General features: G+C 45.7%; 11 protein-coding genes and 1 tRNA gene. 10 read left to right on the top strand and 2 right to left on the bottom strand.

Features of this window, described 5'->3' with window-relative positions:
- Positions 1-164: 164 nt before the first annotated feature.
- From G3570_RS01870 to G3570_RS01850, 5 genes are all read left to right on the top strand, one after another.
- Positions 165-237, top strand: a tRNA-Lys gene (locus G3570_RS01870).
- Between the two features lie 169 nt (positions 238-406).
- Complete coding sequence (gene ftsH, locus G3570_RS01865) at positions 407-2,422, top strand: ATP-dependent zinc metalloprotease FtsH (RefSeq protein ID WP_165138601.1); 2,016 nt, start codon at positions 407-409, stop codon at positions 2,420-2,422.
- Between the two features lie 33 nt (positions 2,423-2,455).
- On the top strand, positions 2,456-2,629 hold the full coding sequence (locus G3570_RS01860) for a hypothetical protein (RefSeq protein ID WP_165138599.1): 174 nt from the start codon (positions 2,456-2,458) through the stop codon (positions 2,627-2,629).
- Positions 2,630-2,760: 131 nt separating this feature from the next.
- Positions 2,761-3,213 carry a large-conductance mechanosensitive channel protein MscL gene (gene mscL, locus G3570_RS01855; RefSeq protein WP_165138597.1) on the top strand — a complete coding sequence of 151 codons (453 nt, stop codon included), beginning with the start codon at positions 2,761-2,763 and terminating at the stop codon, positions 3,211-3,213.
- Between the two features lie 78 nt (positions 3,214-3,291).
- Entirely contained in the window at positions 3,292-3,549 is a 258-nt protein-coding gene (locus G3570_RS01850; protein ID WP_165138595.1) for a SemiSWEET transporter, read from the top strand.
- 128 nt (positions 3,550-3,677) lie between these two features.
- On the opposite strand, the gene G3570_RS01845 is transcribed toward G3570_RS01850, so the two are convergent.
- Positions 3,678-5,228 (bottom strand): Na+/H+ antiporter NhaC family protein, encoded by a 1,551-nt coding sequence (locus tag G3570_RS01845; protein ID WP_165138593.1) that lies wholly within the window; start codon positions 5,226-5,228, stop codon positions 3,678-3,680.
- Positions 5,229-5,377: 149 nt separating this feature from the next.
- Between G3570_RS01845 and G3570_RS01840 the strand changes: the two genes are divergently transcribed.
- From G3570_RS01840 to G3570_RS01820, 5 genes are all read left to right on the top strand, one after another.
- Entirely contained in the window at positions 5,378-6,148 is a 771-nt protein-coding gene (locus G3570_RS01840; protein ID WP_165138591.1) for a lysophospholipid acyltransferase family protein, read from the top strand.
- A gap of 340 nt (positions 6,149-6,488) precedes the next feature.
- Positions 6,489-7,298 carry an MIP/aquaporin family protein gene (locus G3570_RS01835; RefSeq protein ID WP_165138589.1) on the top strand — a complete coding sequence of 270 codons (810 nt, stop codon included), beginning with the start codon at positions 6,489-6,491 and terminating at the stop codon, positions 7,296-7,298.
- Between the two features lie 68 nt (positions 7,299-7,366).
- Positions 7,367-8,866, top strand: coding sequence for a glycerol kinase GlpK (glpK, locus tag G3570_RS01830; protein ID WP_165138587.1), 1,500 nt, complete (start codon positions 7,367-7,369; stop codon positions 8,864-8,866).
- 167 nt (positions 8,867-9,033) lie between these two features.
- A complete protein-coding gene (locus G3570_RS01825) occupies positions 9,034-10,593 on the top strand; it encodes a glycerol-3-phosphate dehydrogenase/oxidase (RefSeq protein ID WP_165138585.1) in 1,560 nt (519 codons plus the stop codon).
- Between the two features lie 262 nt (positions 10,594-10,855).
- Positions 10,856-13,360 carry a glycoside hydrolase family 31 protein gene (locus G3570_RS01820; protein ID WP_165138583.1) on the top strand — a complete coding sequence of 835 codons (2,505 nt, stop codon included), beginning with the start codon at positions 10,856-10,858 and terminating at the stop codon, positions 13,358-13,360.
- Between the two features lie 275 nt (positions 13,361-13,635).
- Here the strand turns inward: G3570_RS01820 and G3570_RS01815 are convergent, their stop codons facing one another.
- On the bottom strand, positions 13,636-16,989 hold the full coding sequence (locus G3570_RS01815; protein ID WP_165138581.1) for a PAS domain-containing sensor histidine kinase: 3,354 nt from the start codon (positions 16,987-16,989) through the stop codon (positions 13,636-13,638).
- Positions 16,990-16,999 lie beyond the last annotated feature (10 nt).

The raw sequence follows: 16,999 nt of genomic DNA, 5'->3' as shown, positions 1-16,999 counted from the left end.
ACATCACAAATGATTTCGGCTCACAAAGGTATTAAAAGTTACCTCCAATTTTTACACTGAGTCAAAACATTCGTTTCAAAGCAGGGTCGGCCAATTTTTTATTGAATTACGTTTGAAATTAAATTAGAGAAAGCCTTATATTTGGGATCTCTTTTAGAACCGAAGAGTCGGTAGCTCAGATGGTAGAGCAACGCCCTTTTAAGGCGTGGGTCGTGGGTTCGACCCCCACCCGACTCACTTTTGTTACTAGAAGGTTTAAAGCTCCTGCCGGCACACGCCCAGGAGCTTTTTTGTTTTATAGATACGATATCCGCGAGAAAAATGGAATTACACCCTTACATTATTTCGTTTAACTTTCTATACATCTCATAAAAAATATTTTAGCGATCACTACTTGAACAATTTTATGGCAGACAAGCATAAGAAAGATTCCAACATTGACGGCCCGCCAAAGCCCCCACAAAAGAAGGGCCAACCCGGCAATAATAACCAGCGCTACTTCTTTTGGATACTGATTGCGGGACTCTTCATTTTCTGGCTGGTCAGCTCTCAGGGTGGAGGGCTGTTTGGCGGACCTCCAAACGTAGACTACAGTGCTTTTCGTGACCAGCTCAGAGAAGGCAATGTTGAAAAGGTTGTCATCAAAGGCGAGCAGGTTCGGGGTACCCTGAAACAGAAGACGGTATTGGATACCGCCGCTGATGATACCGCGCAGACTTCCGAATTTGTTACCTACATCCCCTCTTTTGGCGATGAAAAGCTAATGGATCTTCTGGAACAGCAGGATGTGCAGGTACAAACCATCCCTCAGAGCAATTTTGACTGGTGGACGATTCTCATATGGGGCTTACCTCTGATATTCCTCATTTTCATCGGAATGCAGTTTTTCCGTCAAATGCAGATGCAGGGAAAGAATATGTTCAATATCGGCAAGAGCAAAGCCAAGCTGCAGGATGCCGAAAAAGTTGATACCACATTTGATGATGTAGCAGGTTTGGAAGGTGCTAAAACTGAGCTTAAAGAAATCACCAGTTTTCTGAAGAATCCGGAAGATTTCGATGCACTCGGCGGTGAAATTCCCAAAGGCGTCTTGCTGGTCGGACCTCCGGGAACCGGTAAAACATTGCTTGCCCGTGCCGTGGCAGGTGAGGCAGGAGTGCCTTTCTTCACCATCACCGGTTCTGACTTTATGGAAATGTTTGTAGGTGTGGGTGCCAAACGTGTTCGGGATATGTTCAGCAAAGCAAAAGAAAAATCTCCCAGCATCATCTTTATCGATGAATTGGACTCCATTGGACGCAAGCGTGGTGCCGGTCTAGGCGGCGGCCATGATGAACGGGAGCAGACACTGAACCAAATGCTCTCCGAGCTCGACGGTTTTGAACCTAATGAAGGTGTTGTGGTGATGGCAGCAACCAACCGCCCCGACATTCTCGATAAAGCCTTATTGCGTCCCGGCCGATTCGACCGGCAGATTACCGTCAACTTGCCGACGCAGAAACACCGGGAGGAAATTCTGGAAATTCATGCCAAGAATAAGAAGATGTCAGACGATGTCGATCTGGAAGAGATTGCACGATCCACGCCCGGTTTCAGCGGAGCCGACCTTCGCAACCTGTTGAATGAGGCAGCCCTGTTGGCAGCACGCCACAAACGAAAAGCCATCGAGCAGCAAGACATCGATACTGCAAGAGATAAGGTCATGATGGGACTTAAACGAGAAGGTATACGACTTTCTGAGGACGAAAAGAAACTACTGGCTTACCACGAAGCCGGACATGCCGTCGTTGCGGCAGTATTGCCCAATGCCGACCCGGTACATAAAGTTACTATCATACCGCGAGGAAAAGCGATGGGTGTCACCCAGCAGCTTCCCGAGAAAGAAAAGTTGCTCTACAAGAAAAGCTATATGCTCGATCGCATGGCCGTTATGATGGGAGGACGTGCCGCAGAGACGCTGATTTTCGATACGGCCACGAGTGGAGCTGAAAATGATCTGAAACAGCTTACCAAACTGGCACGCAAGATGGTTCTCGATTGGGGCATGAGCGATAAATTCGGCAATATGGCATTCGGCGGACAACAGGAACAGGTATTCCTTGGCGAGCAGATGGGAAGCCAGCGTGAATACAGCGACAGCACCGCCCGGGAGATCGATGAGGAAGTAAAACGTATCCTACAAGAAGCCTATCAAAAAGCCGTCGATACCATCACGGAACATAGGAATGTGTTGGACCGGCTCGCCGAAGAACTGTTGGATAAAGAAGAAGTCCCGGGCTCTAAAGTTGTTGATTGGCTGAAAAATGGCACGGATGACAAGAAAGCTTCTAAAGAAAAGAATGGACAGGAAGATTCAGCCAAAAAGACCAAAGACCGGGAGAAAGAGAAATCCAGTCAAAAAGAAACCGATCAGGAAGAGTAAGTCTAATCAGCTCTTGAATAAAATTTCATAGACATGAAGAATTTCAAGGTAGTATTTGAAAGCGGAGTCACGGAAACCATAAAAGCGGGAAAAATTGAACTCAACGATGTGCTGGATAAGGTCGTGGTGGAAGACGACCAGGGCAATGAGATGAAAGAATTTTACCTGAACTTTGAACACATATCAGCGGTCATCCCGCAAGATTGAGCGCTTCTTGCTACCTGTTTTAGGGGTACTAAAAACTGCTCTGCGCCGTCCATAATTCTACGTAGAGATTATTTTAAATCAATTCGTTAGTATTTGCGCATATTCATTATTTAAAATAAAGGGATAAATCTATGTTAAAAGAATTCAAAGAGTTTGCCATGAAGGGTAATGTGGTGGATATGGCCGTCGGTATTATTATCGGTGCTGCTTTCACTACTATCGTTCAGTCTTTAGTACGAGACGTTCTTATGCCACCATTGGGATTGCTTCTGGGAGGCGTTGATTTTGCAGATTTCTTCATCGTGCTAAAAGAAGGTGCTGTTGCCGCTCCATATGCCACCTTGGCGGCAGCAACCGAAGCAGGAGCTGTTACATTAAACTACGGCACTTTTATCAACACAGTGATCAGCTTTCTAATCGTCGCTTTTGCGGTATTCATTCTTATCAAGAATATTAACAAGATGAAGCGGCCGGAAGAAAAACCGGAACCTTCGGTACCCACTGTAAAGAAATGTACCTACTGCTTCAGTGATATTCCAATCGAAGCCACGCGCTGCCCGAATTGTACCTCCGAACTGAGTTAGGAATTCAATTCGTATTAGTAATCGATAGCAGTCATACGTAGATTCAAAGCAATAATATTTTAGACAATACAATCTATTATGACTGCTATTATGATTCTAGGGCTGGTTGCCGCAGGCTTAACCACAGTCGCTTTTATACCTCAGGTTCACAAGACCTGGAAAACCAAATCAGCCAAGGATCTTTCACTGGGCATGTACCTGATATTTACCAGCGGAGTGGTTCTCTGGCTTATCTATGGTATTTTGAGAAAAGATATTCCCATCATTGCAGCCAATGCCGTAACCCTTTCCCTTACCTTAGTGTTGCTGTATTTCAAGATCTTCTATAAAGAATGAAGCTCACCGAATAGAACACGGATGACACTGATCTTGCTGATTTGCACGGACTAGATTATTGTCTTTACCTTTCAACTATTCTCAACTATTCCAACCCTTGGAGGGTTACCATTGCTGCCCAAAGTTCCCTACACAAAAAATATGACCAGCAGGGTATACAAGGTAGCCCCCAAACCAGCTGCCGTCAGGGCGAGTGGTGCCTGGGTATAGACATGATCCATAAGGTCACAACCTGTAGCCAAAGACGAAAGAATGGTAGTGTCCGATATAGGTGAACACTGGTCCCCAAAGACACTTCCTCCCAATACAGCGCCGAAGCAAAGCACCATGAAGAATTCATCCGGCATAACAGCCCAAGCCAGCGGCATGGCGACAGGAAAGACAACTGCATATGTTCCCCATGAGGTACCGGCGGAAAAGGCAATAATCATACAGAGTATCATCAAAATGGCCGGCAGAAAAACCGGATCAATAGCATTACCGGTCAACTGAACAATGTATTCCGCTGTTCCTACCGCCTCAGCTACACTCTTCAGGGATACCGCCAAGGCCAAAATAATAGCTCCAATCGTTACACCTTTACAACCATCCACAAAACCCTCGATGGCCGTCTGCAAATCCATGCCCTTAACCAGGGCAATGAAGATCCCGGCAAGTACCGCCAGCACAAAAGCCTCGGCAATCAGCAATGTCGGATCGTCGGTATTCCCCATTACATGGTAGCTAATTATAAAAGGAATAATGGCAACTCCCAGCAGCGTACCAATAGGTCCGAAGAAATCTATCAATCCCGGATTGTAATCCTCCGGAATTTGCATATCGGTCAGCTCTTTTGACGCCATCGGTTCGGCCCCGTCACGATCAAGTTTCCCAGTCTCCTTTACCCGCTTGATAGCGGCACGCATTTTCTTTCCCGGTACCCAGGGTAAATACTCCCAGGCGAAGAGCAAGGTAATAATCAGGGCAAATATTCCGTAAAAGTTAAAGGGAATGGCATCAATAAAGAATAAAACCACATCTTGTTCAGTCTGAAACAAGGGTATGGTACCGACTAGCAATCCCCCGATATAGAATGGCCAGACGTTGAAAGGGATGATCGTTGCAGCCGGAGAGGCAGTGGAATCGACCATATAGGCCAGTTCTTCATGCGAAACCTTATGTTTGTCGGCAATAGGACGCACCGTTGCCCCTGTTAGAACAGTACTAATGGTGCCGCCCTGGTGAAAAACCAATCCCATCATCCAGGTAAAAAATTTCGCGCTTTTCGGTCCTCTTACAATAAGGTTTCCAGCCCAGATGGCAAACTTTTCGGCACCTCCCGTGCGCGTCCAGATGCCAATCAAACCGCCCAGTGACCACAGGTAAACCAGTAATATCATGGCAAAACTTTCGGTACCGATAGAGGGCAGCAGAAAATGTTCTACCAGGTTGACCTGTCCAGATATCACACCCCCAAGAGCTATTCCAACAAAGAGAGAACTGATCACTTCTTTGGTCCAGAATGCCAGCACGATAGCTACCAGGGGAGGTAACACCGACCAAAATCCGAAGTGTCCTTCGTATTCAGGGAAGCGTCCCTGAAATATTATCCCCAGGATAATCAGTATAAATACAATGGCGAGATTAATTCTATTACCTTTCGTCAAGCGGGAAACAAGTGTATCCGGGGTTTCTGACATCGACTGCACATGTTTTTTTATAATTGAGGCCTTAATCTGTTGAATTCGGCTTATCAAATCAACTGCGAATACAAGGCCGGGTTTGCAGTTCACCTATTCCTATCTATATTCTGTAAACGATCCAAGCATACTAGATTTGAATAAATGCCATGGTTGATAATGAGCTCACTTTAGGGGAATATCTGAGAAGCATACTGGGCATCATCACTTTTTTTATCCTGTTGGTTCTTGCAACACCTGTCATCCTGGTGCTGCTTATCCTATCTTTCGGAGAGCTCAGCAATCTGGTGGTTGAACGTATAGCTCCCCTCATAGCTAAACCTGCCTTGTATGTAATCGGAATCGATTTCTCAGTAAAGGTCCATCACTCCGAAATCACAAACCCGGCCGTGTTCATCATCAATCACAGCTCTACATTGGATCTGTTGACCATATTGGCTATGGGGCTGCCACGCGTTCGATTTGTTGCCAAGTGGGAGTTACAATACAATCCCTTATTCTTTTTACTGGGGCGTCTCACCGGACAGGTATTTATTAAACGGCAAAAATCAGATAAAGCTGTTGCCACCCTGCAGAAAGCTTATGATCGTATCAAGCGTAAGAAACTTTCTGTGCTGTTGGCACCCGAGGGTTCGCGTAAGCATCCCGGGGTAATCGGACCTTTTAAAAAAGGCCCATTCCGAATGGCAATGGATTTAAGCTATCCCATCGTGCCTGTCTATTTTGAAGGTAATAGGGGTTTGAGTAAGGGTGGGTCACTCTTTGCCCGATCGGGCAAGGCGATAGCCCATGTTCATCCTCCTATCGATACCTACGGCTGGACGCTGGAGAATCTGGAGGATCATATTGAGGATGTAAGAAAGAAGTACCAGAAGTGGGCCGGAGTGACAAGCAATTCTTCCGAAACCGTCAGGCAATAGTTTGCCGCGGATTTTCACGGTTTTTTCCAACCACAGATCTGAGCTGTTTAATGTCTTCACTCTATATGGCTGTGATAAGCGTCCACGCTTACCACAATATGTTAAAAGCGTGGACGCTTGAAACAGCCTATAAAAATTCAATAAAACCGTGTAAATCCGTGGCAAAAACATAACAGGCTAAGAATATTTTTAAAATACGCCTTATTTAATTAACCTAAGTCAAGTTTTTTATGTAGTTAGGCAGTGTCAGCAAATCCGGATTCCGATATCCTCACATACTTTGCTCCTGTCATCATTCAGTTAGCGGTAATCTTTTAACTGTATTTCCGGAGGATCAACTATGCTAGATTTCTCGCCATTGAGCAAATACCTGGCTGAAGTACTTGGTACATTTCTACTTTGTTTGCTGGGTAATGGTGTGGTAGCCAACGTCGTATTAGCCAAAACCAAAGGACAAGGCGGTGGTGGGGGCGGCGCTTGGCTGCTTATCAATACCGCCTGGGGTTTCGGTGTCGCCATTGCCGTATACGCTGTCGGGTGGATATCCGGAGCTCATATCAATCCCGCTGTTACTGTCGGTTTGGCTTTCATAGGTGAATTTTCCTGGGCTTTGGTTCCCGGATATATTATCGCACAGGTACTTGGCGCTTTTCTATCTGGAGTCATTGTTTACATGACCTATAAAACCCATTTTGACGTCACCAAAGAACCCGCTGATAAACTCGCTGTATTTTCGACCATCCCGGCAATTCGATCCCTGGGCTGGAATACCGTTACTGAAATTGTAGGCACGGCTGTTTTAATGATTGGCATCCTGGGAATCACTAGCGGTGCAACCGGAAATCCCGGTGAAATAGAAGGTGAGTTTATCACCGGTGGCGTGGCCGGCGGCATGCAGCCCTTCATCGTCGGGGTACTGGTATGGGCTATTGGTATGTCACTTGGCGGTCCAACGGGCTACGCCATTAATCCGGCCCGTGACCTGGGGCCGAGACTGGCCCATGCCCTGCTGCCAATCAAAGGGAAAGGCAGCAATGACTGGGAGTACGGCTTGATTGTACCGATCATAGGTCCCATCATAGGCGGAATTTTAGGATGCTATATATGGGTTCTATTTACATCTTATTTAACCACAATAGCCATAAACTGACAACTTGCACATATACGGAAACACATAGAGTAATTACCTGACCATTAGTCATAGATTTCACACCCGTTATGAATAAGAAACAATATATTCTTGCCTTAGACCAAGGCACCACCAGTTCAAGAGCCATTTTGTTTGACCATCACGGCTCTATCCTCTCAAAAGCACAAAAGGAATTTGAGCAGATCTTTCCTAAACCTGGATGGGTGGAACATGATCCTAACGAAATCTGGTCATCACAAACCGGGGTGGCAGCAGAGTCTGTGACAAAGGCCGGGATAAAACCTAGACAGGTTGCTGCAATCGGAATAACCAATCAGCGGGAAACGACCGTAGTCTGGGACAAAAATACAGGAAAACCGATTTATAATGCCATTGTATGGCAGGACCGAAGAACGGCATCCATTACGGACCAGCTGAAAAAAGAAGGGCTGGAAGAGACCTTTCGTAAAAAAACCGGACTGGTACTCGACCCCTATTTTTCCGGAACCAAGATTAAATGGATACTGGATAATGTGAATGGGGCGCGCCGGAAGGCCGATCACGGTGATCTGCTGTTCGGAACCATTGACTCTTGGTTGATATGGAATATGACTAATGGTAAAGTGCATGTTACCGATGTCACCAATGCCAGCCGCACCCTGCTGTATAATATTCATGAGCATCAATGGGATAAGGACCTGCTGGAAATTCTGGATGTACCGGCTTCCATGTTGCCCGAAGTCAAATCCTGCAGTGAAGTTTACGGTGAGACTGCCGGAGATGTACTGGCCTCGCAAATCCCCATCGCCGGTATTGCAGGGGATCAGCAAGCAGCACTATTTGGTCAGGTTTGCACCCAAAAAGGAATGGCTAAAAATACCTATGGCACCGGCTGTTTTATGTTGATGAATACGGGAGAGAAGCCAATCCATTCAGAGAATAAGTTACTGACCACCATCGCCTGGCAGCGGGACGGGAAAACTGAGTATGCCCTGGAAGGAAGTGTTTTTATCGGAGGTGCGGTTGTGCAATGGTTACGCGACGGATTGGGAGTTATTCAAAAGTCAGAAGATGTCGAGGCCCTCGCAAATAAAGTAGAAAGTACCGACGGTATCTACCTGGTACCGGCATTCTCCGGTTTGGGAGCGCCCCATTGGGATCCCCACGCTCGCGGAACCATAACAGGTATCACCCGTGGAACCAATACCTCTCATATAGCCCGTGCAGCGCTGGAAGCTATTGCCTTTCAGTCGGCCGACCTTCTCAAAGCCATGGTTTCAGATTCCGGTATTGAACTCAAGGAATTGCGGGTCGATGGTGGAGCTTCTGTCAACTCCCTTTTGATGCAGTTTCAAGCGAATATCTTGAGGGTTCCCGTAGTTCGACCTAAAATAACCGAAACTACGGCACTGGGTGCTGCTTACCTGGCCGGCCTTGCGGTAGGTTATTGGGACGGTGTGAATAAAATTGCCGAACAGTGGTCTATTGATGAACGATATGAACCGGATATGCCTGAAGAAAAAATCAATAATTTGTATGCAGGCTGGCATAAAGCGGTAGAACGAGCACAAGGCTGGAACAAGGAATAATTTGCCGCAGATTTGCGGGGTTTTTGAGAAGTGAAAAGTGAAAAGGCAGAAGGAATCTTGAATTCAATGTGTAGATAGAGTTCTTGTTCTTCAAATCAGGCTTTGGCAAGCTTCCACGCTTGTCGGCTTTTAAATCTATGTAAATCAGTGGCCAAAAAATTTTTGTTATGAACAGAGACGAACTTATTCAAAACCTAAAGGACGATCCGGAAATTTGGGACTTTATCATTATCGGTGGTGGCGCTACCGGCCTGGGAACAGCCGTAGAAGCCGCCTCACGCGGATATAAAACACTTCTCCTGGAGCAGCATGATTTTTCAAAAGGCACTTCCAGCCGTAGTACCAAGCTGGTACACGGGGGTGTTCGCTATCTCAGGCAGGGGAATGTGGCCCTGGTGCTCGAGGCACTGCGGGAACGAGGTCTATTGCGACATAATGCGCCTCACCTGGTAAAAAACCAGTCATTTATTGTGCCCAACTATGACTGGTGGGAAGGTCCGTTTTATGGTATCGGTCTGAAAATCTATGACAAACTTGCCGGAGATCTCGGGTTGGGACCTTCCAAAAGGCTCTCAAAAGAAAAAGTACTTGAATATATACCTACTCTTGAATCGCAGGGACTCGACGGCGGGGTGATCTACCATGATGCGCAATTTGATGACTCAAGACTGGCCATCAACCTGTTGCAGACCCTTTTCGATGAAGGAGGAATAGGCTTGAACTATCTCAAAGTAACGGGGCTGAAAAAAGCTAATAAACTGGTCTCCGGCGTTAAGGCCAAATGCCAAGAAACCGGCGAGAAATTTGATATCCAGGGACGGGTCGTGGTTAATGCCACCGGCGTATTCACAGACAGCATACGTAAGATGGACGACAAGGATGTCGACTCCATCATCCAGCCCAGTCAGGGCGTACATATTGTATTGGATAAATCTTTCCAGCCCGGGGAAAGTGCCATCATGGTACCAAAAACCGATGACGGCCGGGTTCTCTTTGCCGTACCCTGGCACGACAAGATCATCGTCGGCACTACCGATACCCCGGTAGAATCACCCTCACTCGAACCCCGGGCCATGGATGAGGAGGTGGACTTCCTGCTCACTCATGCAGCACGTTACCTGACCAAAGATCCCGAGCCCGAGGATGTACTGAGTGTCTTTGCAGGCCTTCGCCCACTTGTATCTAAAGGCGGGAGCAGTGATACCTCCTCCATCTCACGGGATCACACGCTGCTAATCGATCCCTCCGGACTTGTGACCATCACAGGTGGCAAATGGACTACCTATAGAAAGATGGCCGAAGACACGGTGGATGAAGCGGCTGTTGTAGCCGGTCTTGATGAGAGGGAATCCGTAACAGAGAACCTTCGTCTCCATGGCTGGCTTAAAAATTCCGAGGCTGCCGAACCTTATGAGATGTACGGATCCGATGCCCTCGCATTGAAAAAAATCGCCGAGGAAAACGAGGGATGGGGAGAACCTCTTCATCCAAATCTGCGCTGCAAGCCTTCAGAAGTCATATGGGGAATACGAAGTGAAATGGCCCGTACCGTGGAAGATATTCTGGCCCGTCGTACCCGCTCCCTCCTGCTGGATGCTCGTGCCAGCATTGAGATAGCCGAAGATGTAGCCAGACTGATGGCCGATGAAATGGGAAAGGATGATTCCTGGATTCAGCAGCAGGTAGAAGATTATACCGAACTGGCTAATGGTTACCTGCTCAAATAGTTTTATCGCTGATTCACACGGTTTTTATAGCCGCAGATCTGCACGAATATTGTATTTTTTGATGCCTTTTTGGGCTACTTCAAGCGTCCACGCTTGAAGGTGATAAGCGTGGACGCTTATCACAGCCTGGAAGCTTATTAATAAAACCGTGAAATCCGCGGCAAAAAAACAGCCTATGCAGATCTGCGGCTAAATATCAAAAGCAGAATTTTTATATAGTTTTATTATTTTCGGACATTTAATTTCAACATTATAACGGCCTATGGCAGAAACAGATACGGAACAAGAGCTTGATTTAACCGAAGGAAGTGACCGGCACCGTGATGTAGTCAGCAGACATCGTCCCGACCGAATCGAATCGGTTGAGGAGCAGGATCGATCGATTACCTTTGTCACAGAGAACCAGGTTGAACTCATCATCCGGCTCGTAACCCCGGAAATTTTTCAACTCACCTACTACCTGGAAGGAGATGTCCGTTCTGATTTTTCCTATGCCATCGACCCGGAATTTGAATCGCCCGAATTCAACTATTCCGTAAAACAAGAGGACAAGCACTATGTCATTGAAACCTCTTCCCTGAGAGCCACCGTTAGCAAAGAAAAACTACTGGTCGATTTTTACGATAAGGATGGCAACGTGCTCTGTGAAGACGAAGACGGCTTTTATCGTCGTGAGAGCCTGATGAAAGGAATATCCGAACTGAAAGTTACCAAGAAAGCTCCGCGAGGTGTCCGCTATTTCGGGCTTGGTGACAAGGCGGTAGATGTTGACTTACGCGGCCGTGCCTATGAAAACTGGAATACCGACTCCTATGCCTATGAACGTGGCGAGGATCCGCTGTATCGCAGTATCCCTTTTTACCTTGCTTTAATTGAAGACCGTGCCTATGGTATCTTTCTGGACAACACCTATCGCACCCGTTTCAGCTTTGATCGCCAGAAAGATCGTGTGAGCAGCTTCAACGCGCGCGGCGGCGTCATGAACTATTATTTCATTTACGGTCCAAAGCTCAAAGAGGTGACCGAACGCTATACAAAGCTGACCGGAACTCCTGAGATGCCCCCGATGTGGGCACTTGGTTATCACCAGTGTCGCTGGAGTTATTATCCGGAAGCTAGGGTACGCGAACTGGCCGATACTTTCAGGGAGAAAAAGATCCCCTGCGATGCCATTTACCTGGATATCGACTATATGGATGAATACCGGGTATTTACTTGGAATAAGAAGCTCTTTCCCGACGCTAAAAAGATGATCTCTGATCTCAGAGAGCAGGGCTTCAGAACCATCGTGATGATCGATCCCGGGGTGAAGATGGATAAAGATTATTTTGTTTTCCAAGAAGGGATGGATCAGGACTTCTTTTGTAAACGTCCGGACGGCGAAACAGTAATTGCCCCGGTCTGGCCTTCCAAATGTGTGTTTCCCGATTTCACCCAACCGGATGTACGAGATTGGTGGGCGGACCTGTATAAACCGCTGGTAGATGATCTTGAGATGGGAGGCATCTGGAATGACATGAATGAACCCGCCGTCTTCGAGGTCAAGCGTAAAACCTTTCCCAACGATATAAGACATGATTATGACGGCCATCCCTGCAGCCATAAAAAGGCACATAACATCTATGGCATGCAGATGGCAAGGGCCTCTTTGAAAGGCATTAAAAAGCACGCCCCCGATCGCAGGCCCTTCCTCCTGACCCGGGCAAATTTCTCGGGCGGACAGCGATATGCGGCTCTCTGGACCGGTGATAACATTGCCACCTGGGACCACTTACGGCTAGCAAACGAACAGTGCCAGCGCCTCAGCATTTCCGGTTACTCTTTTGTAGGATCGGACGTCGGTGGTTTTGTCAAAAAACCTGACGGAGAGCTATTAGCAAGATGGATGCAGCTTTCCGTTTTCCATCCGCTCTTCCGAAACCACTCCATGGGGTACAATGTAGACGGTGCCGCTGCGGTTAAAAAAGACCAAGTTGAGCTTCAGAAACGTAATACGGAAAATGATCAGGAGCCCTGGTGTTTTGGCAAAAAATTTACTGAAATAAACCGCGAGGCGGTCAATCTCCGTTACCGCTTGCTCAATTATTTGTATACGGCTTTTTATAGCTACATCAATGAGGGGACTCCTGTTCTCAAACCCTTAGCCTATGAAGACCAGGGAGATTCTACTGCAGCCATGCAGAATGATGCTTTCCTATTCGGGGATGACATCCTTGTAAGCCCTGTTGTCAGTAAAGATAAAACTGTGGTCACCACCTACCTGCCGAAAGGCAAGTGGTACCACTACTGGGATGACATGATCTTTGAAGGCGGCAAGACCTATGATATCAGTGCCCCGCTGGAGCGTATTCCTTTCTTTGTCAGAGAAGGAACGGTCCTTCCGCTTCGTGAAGTAATGCAGTATACCGACGAGAAGGATCCGGATGTACTCGAATTGAACGTGTACCACAGCGCCAGTTCAAAAACCAGCCGGCTGTATGAAGATGGAGAAGAAGGATGGGATTATAAAAACGGCGAATACCGGCTAACTAATTTTAGTTATGATCCGGACGAAATAAATCAAAAAACCGTGCTTAGTGCTTCTAGAGAGGGTAGTTATGAACCCGGCTACGAGAGCGTTGAGATTACCTTTATTGGCTTGCCCTTTAAACCGGCTACTGCCAATGTAGACGGCAAGGAGAAAGATGTTGAGATCGATGATTCGGAAACGGTAAAAGTGTGCCGGGTAAATGTGGCTTCCGGTTTTGAGGAGATTATCTTGAGTTAAATTTCTATTGGTTGCAATAGCTGTTACACAGAGTCACACTGAGAAGCTCAGAGGTGCACAAAGTTTTCTCCGTGTAACTCTGAGCTTCTCTGAGCCCCTCTGTGAAAAAACATAATATAGTAATCAAATATCTTCGGGTTATACCACTAAGTGTCTAAGTGGTAAACAAAAAATCCCCTTTCCACCTGTCAGGGCGGAAAGGGTGAGGGGTGTTAGAGTTATAGGAGTGATTGGTAACTACTCCTACTATGCTAAGTAATACTCGTTACTCACTATTAAATGAACGTGCTGCTCGAGCCTTTAATCGTTTTCTTCTCAAAAGTAAACTCGAAAAAAGCCCCATTGTCATTACCCGATTTCAGATCGGCACTCAGTTGCGTAATCAATGTCTTGATAATGGTCATGCCCATAGTCTGGCTTTTGCACAAATCAAAGTCTTCAGGCAATCCTTTTCCATTATCCTCAACTCTTACGGTTACCTTCTTGTCTCGTTCTTTTAGCGTTACACTGATTTCACCGCTATCCTGATCCTCAAATCCATGTTCCACAGAGTTGGTAATCAATTCATTGAGAATAAGCGCACAGGGTACTGCCTGGTTCACATTAAGAGTCACCGATTCGCAACAGAGACCGGTAGTTATATGTTCACCCGAACTGATGGTATGCTCGATGGCCTTTATGAGATCGTCGATATAATATTTGAAGTCAATTTCGGACAGAGATTCGGCCTGATACAACTTCTCATGGATCAGGGCCATGGATTTAATGCGCATCTCACTATTTGACAGCACCTTATTAACATTTTCGTCATCCGAGTTGAATTGCTGAATTTGAAGCAGCCCGGAGATTACGGCCAAATTGTTCTTAACCCGGTGATGTATCTCCTGCAGTAAAATTTCTTTCTCCTTAAGCGACTTTTTAAGCTGCCGCTCGAACTTAACCCGCTCGGTCACTTCCTGCCCGACAGTCATCAACACCGTTTTACCCTTGTACTGAACCGGTACCGACTGCAGTTCTACGAAACGTTCGGTGCCGTCAGCAGTCCAAGCCCTGTATATTTCGGGAGGATTAACTTTTCCTTCTACAGCTTCTGATATTCGCTGCCGAACCGTTTCAATTTTATCTTCTTCAAATTGAACAAATTCGGTCCAGCTCTTCCCAATTAATTCACTCACATCATCAACACCATACAAACTTGCCCCGGCCGGATTGATAAACACGATTTCATCGCCGTCAATAATCTGAACCAGTCCCGGATTTTTCTGCACCAGCTGCTGCCAGCGCTTTTCACTCTCCTCCAGTTTTTTCCGCGATTCAATACGTTCTATCTCGGATGCAAGCGTATCCGCTATAGCATCAATCAGCTCTCGTTCTTCTTTCAAAAATGGACCTTCATCTGCGGTAGGTTTGCCCTCCAAATAGACAACTTTGACGGCTACAGACTTGGACTTAAAGTTATGGCTTTCGGTTATCATACCCCATCGGGTGTGTTTAAATCCTTCTGTGGTATATACCTTGCCGTTGTATTCAATCGCAGCCTCAGTGATATGAGGATACTGCCATCCGAGTGGTATGATATCTACCGCTTCATTCAAGATCTTATCGACGGAATCATATATTTCATTGAGATTCCCAATTTGATACAGACAAGACTTTTCTTTTTCTCTTTCTCTAAGCTGACGATAAGCTTGCTCACGCTCTGTTATATCGGTTGATATGCCACAAATAGCATCCTCAAACCCCGGTACATCCTTTAGAGGATATTTAATTGAGATGTAATGACGATCTTCATCACCCACAGGGAGTTGCTCTTTAAACTCATGCAACTCTCCTGTTTCAAATACTATTTGATCATTTTTCCTGATTTGATCAGCGGCTTCTAGCTTAAACTTTTCCAAATTTACTTTACTTCGGGAAGAAGGGAACTCAGGATCAAAGAGCTTTTGAAATTCTTGATTAGCTAAAAGCGTTTTTCCCTTTTTATCTTTTACGTAAATAATAGATTCAGTCTGGTTGATAACCGCACTGAGCAATTTCTTTTGCTGTTCCAATTTATATTCTGCATCAACCCTGTCGGTAATATCCAGCGCAGAACCGATAATATATGTACTGCCTTCTCTTTCAAATTTCTTTCCTATCAAATAGTAGGGTGTACATTTGCCCTGTTTATCAATAAGATCTATTTCAACATCCGCATCTCCGGTTCGATAAATTCGGCTGATCTCATCAATTATATTCTGATGGTCTTCAGGACGAATAAAATCAAGAGCGTGCATCTTTTCGATTTCATTGTCGGTATATCCAAGATCACTGACCATATTCTTGTTCCAAAAGACAAAATTCAGATCCTCATCCAGCATGTAAAAGATACCCGGCATATTATTTACGACCGCTCTCACAAATTCTTTTTCAGTCATAAGCTGTTTCTGCCTCTGTTTACTCTCAGTAATATCCGACAGAGTAACAACTACCCTACCCGGATCCCCATTTTGACCTTTCAGAGGTGCTGCATTAATGGATAGTATTTTCTCTGTACTTCCTGGGCGAACTAATGTGCATTCTAAATTAAATAGCGCTTCTTCATTCTCCAGAACCCTTTTAAAAGGCAATTTGTCTTCAGTTATAACATTCCTTTCATCATCCAATAATTTCCACTTCTGTTCGCTATAACTTAGATCCAGAATTTCACTTTTAGGTAACCCAAGGATTTTCTCTGTCTGTTCATTAACAAATGTGACCTCACCATCGGAATCTATGATGGCGATTCCAACCGGACTTGATTCTGCTAACTTTTGAAATAGGTTTCGTTCCTTTTTAAGATTTTCTTGTGCTTGTACCAAATCCGTAATATCATTCTGAATCCCTACAAAATGAGTCGTTACGCCCTCTGAATCAGTGATAGGTGCGATTCTCAATTCATTCCAAAATAAGGTGCCATCTTTACGATAATTGCGGATCGGCGCATGACCTTGTTTCCCATTTGCAATAAAGTGGCGTATCTCACCAAGGGAATCCTGTTGCTTATCATCCTTCTGCAAAAACCGGCAATTTTTCCCAATTACCTCCTCTTTTGAGTAACCTGTCATTTTCTCAAAACCACTGTTGATGAAAATGATGGGATTATCTTTTTCTCTGGCATCAGTAATAGTTATTCCAGTATTGGCAGCATTCATAGCCTGCTCATACATAGCCAGTTTTCGGTTCTTTTTCTGTAATAGCAAAGTGTGCTCTCTTAGTTGGAGCATGGTTTCAATCCTGGAGATCAAAATGGGGGAAGGAGTCGGAATGGGTACTATTTCATCTACTACATTCCAAACCGGATCGATATTTTTTGACCAGTGTTCTCCTTTTACCAGGAGAATGAATGGTGTGATAAGCGGGGCTTTGGAATCCTTGTATGCAATCATTTTCTCCCGGTTTTTCGAAAATGTTGGTCGGTCCAGGAGACAAACATCAAAATCATTTTTTCCCAGTTCGCAATCACCCACTATGAGCTCATATCGATCAGATAGGAACTGTAATATCAGCTCCCTGTCTGTAGCATTATTCAGACATACCATAACCACCGGTTTTTCCGTACGACCCGTCTGATCAAATACCTTTTTTCTATGTATTGATGAACTTTTCAAGTAATCTTTT

Origin of the sequence: Halalkalibaculum roseum, from assembly GCF_011059145.1 — a bacterium.
Lineage (GTDB): Bacteria > Bacteroidota > Rhodothermia > Balneolales > Balneolaceae > Halalkalibaculum > Halalkalibaculum roseum.
Note: the sequence above shows the minus strand (reverse complement) of the source record. Positions and strands in the feature narration are given on the sequence as shown.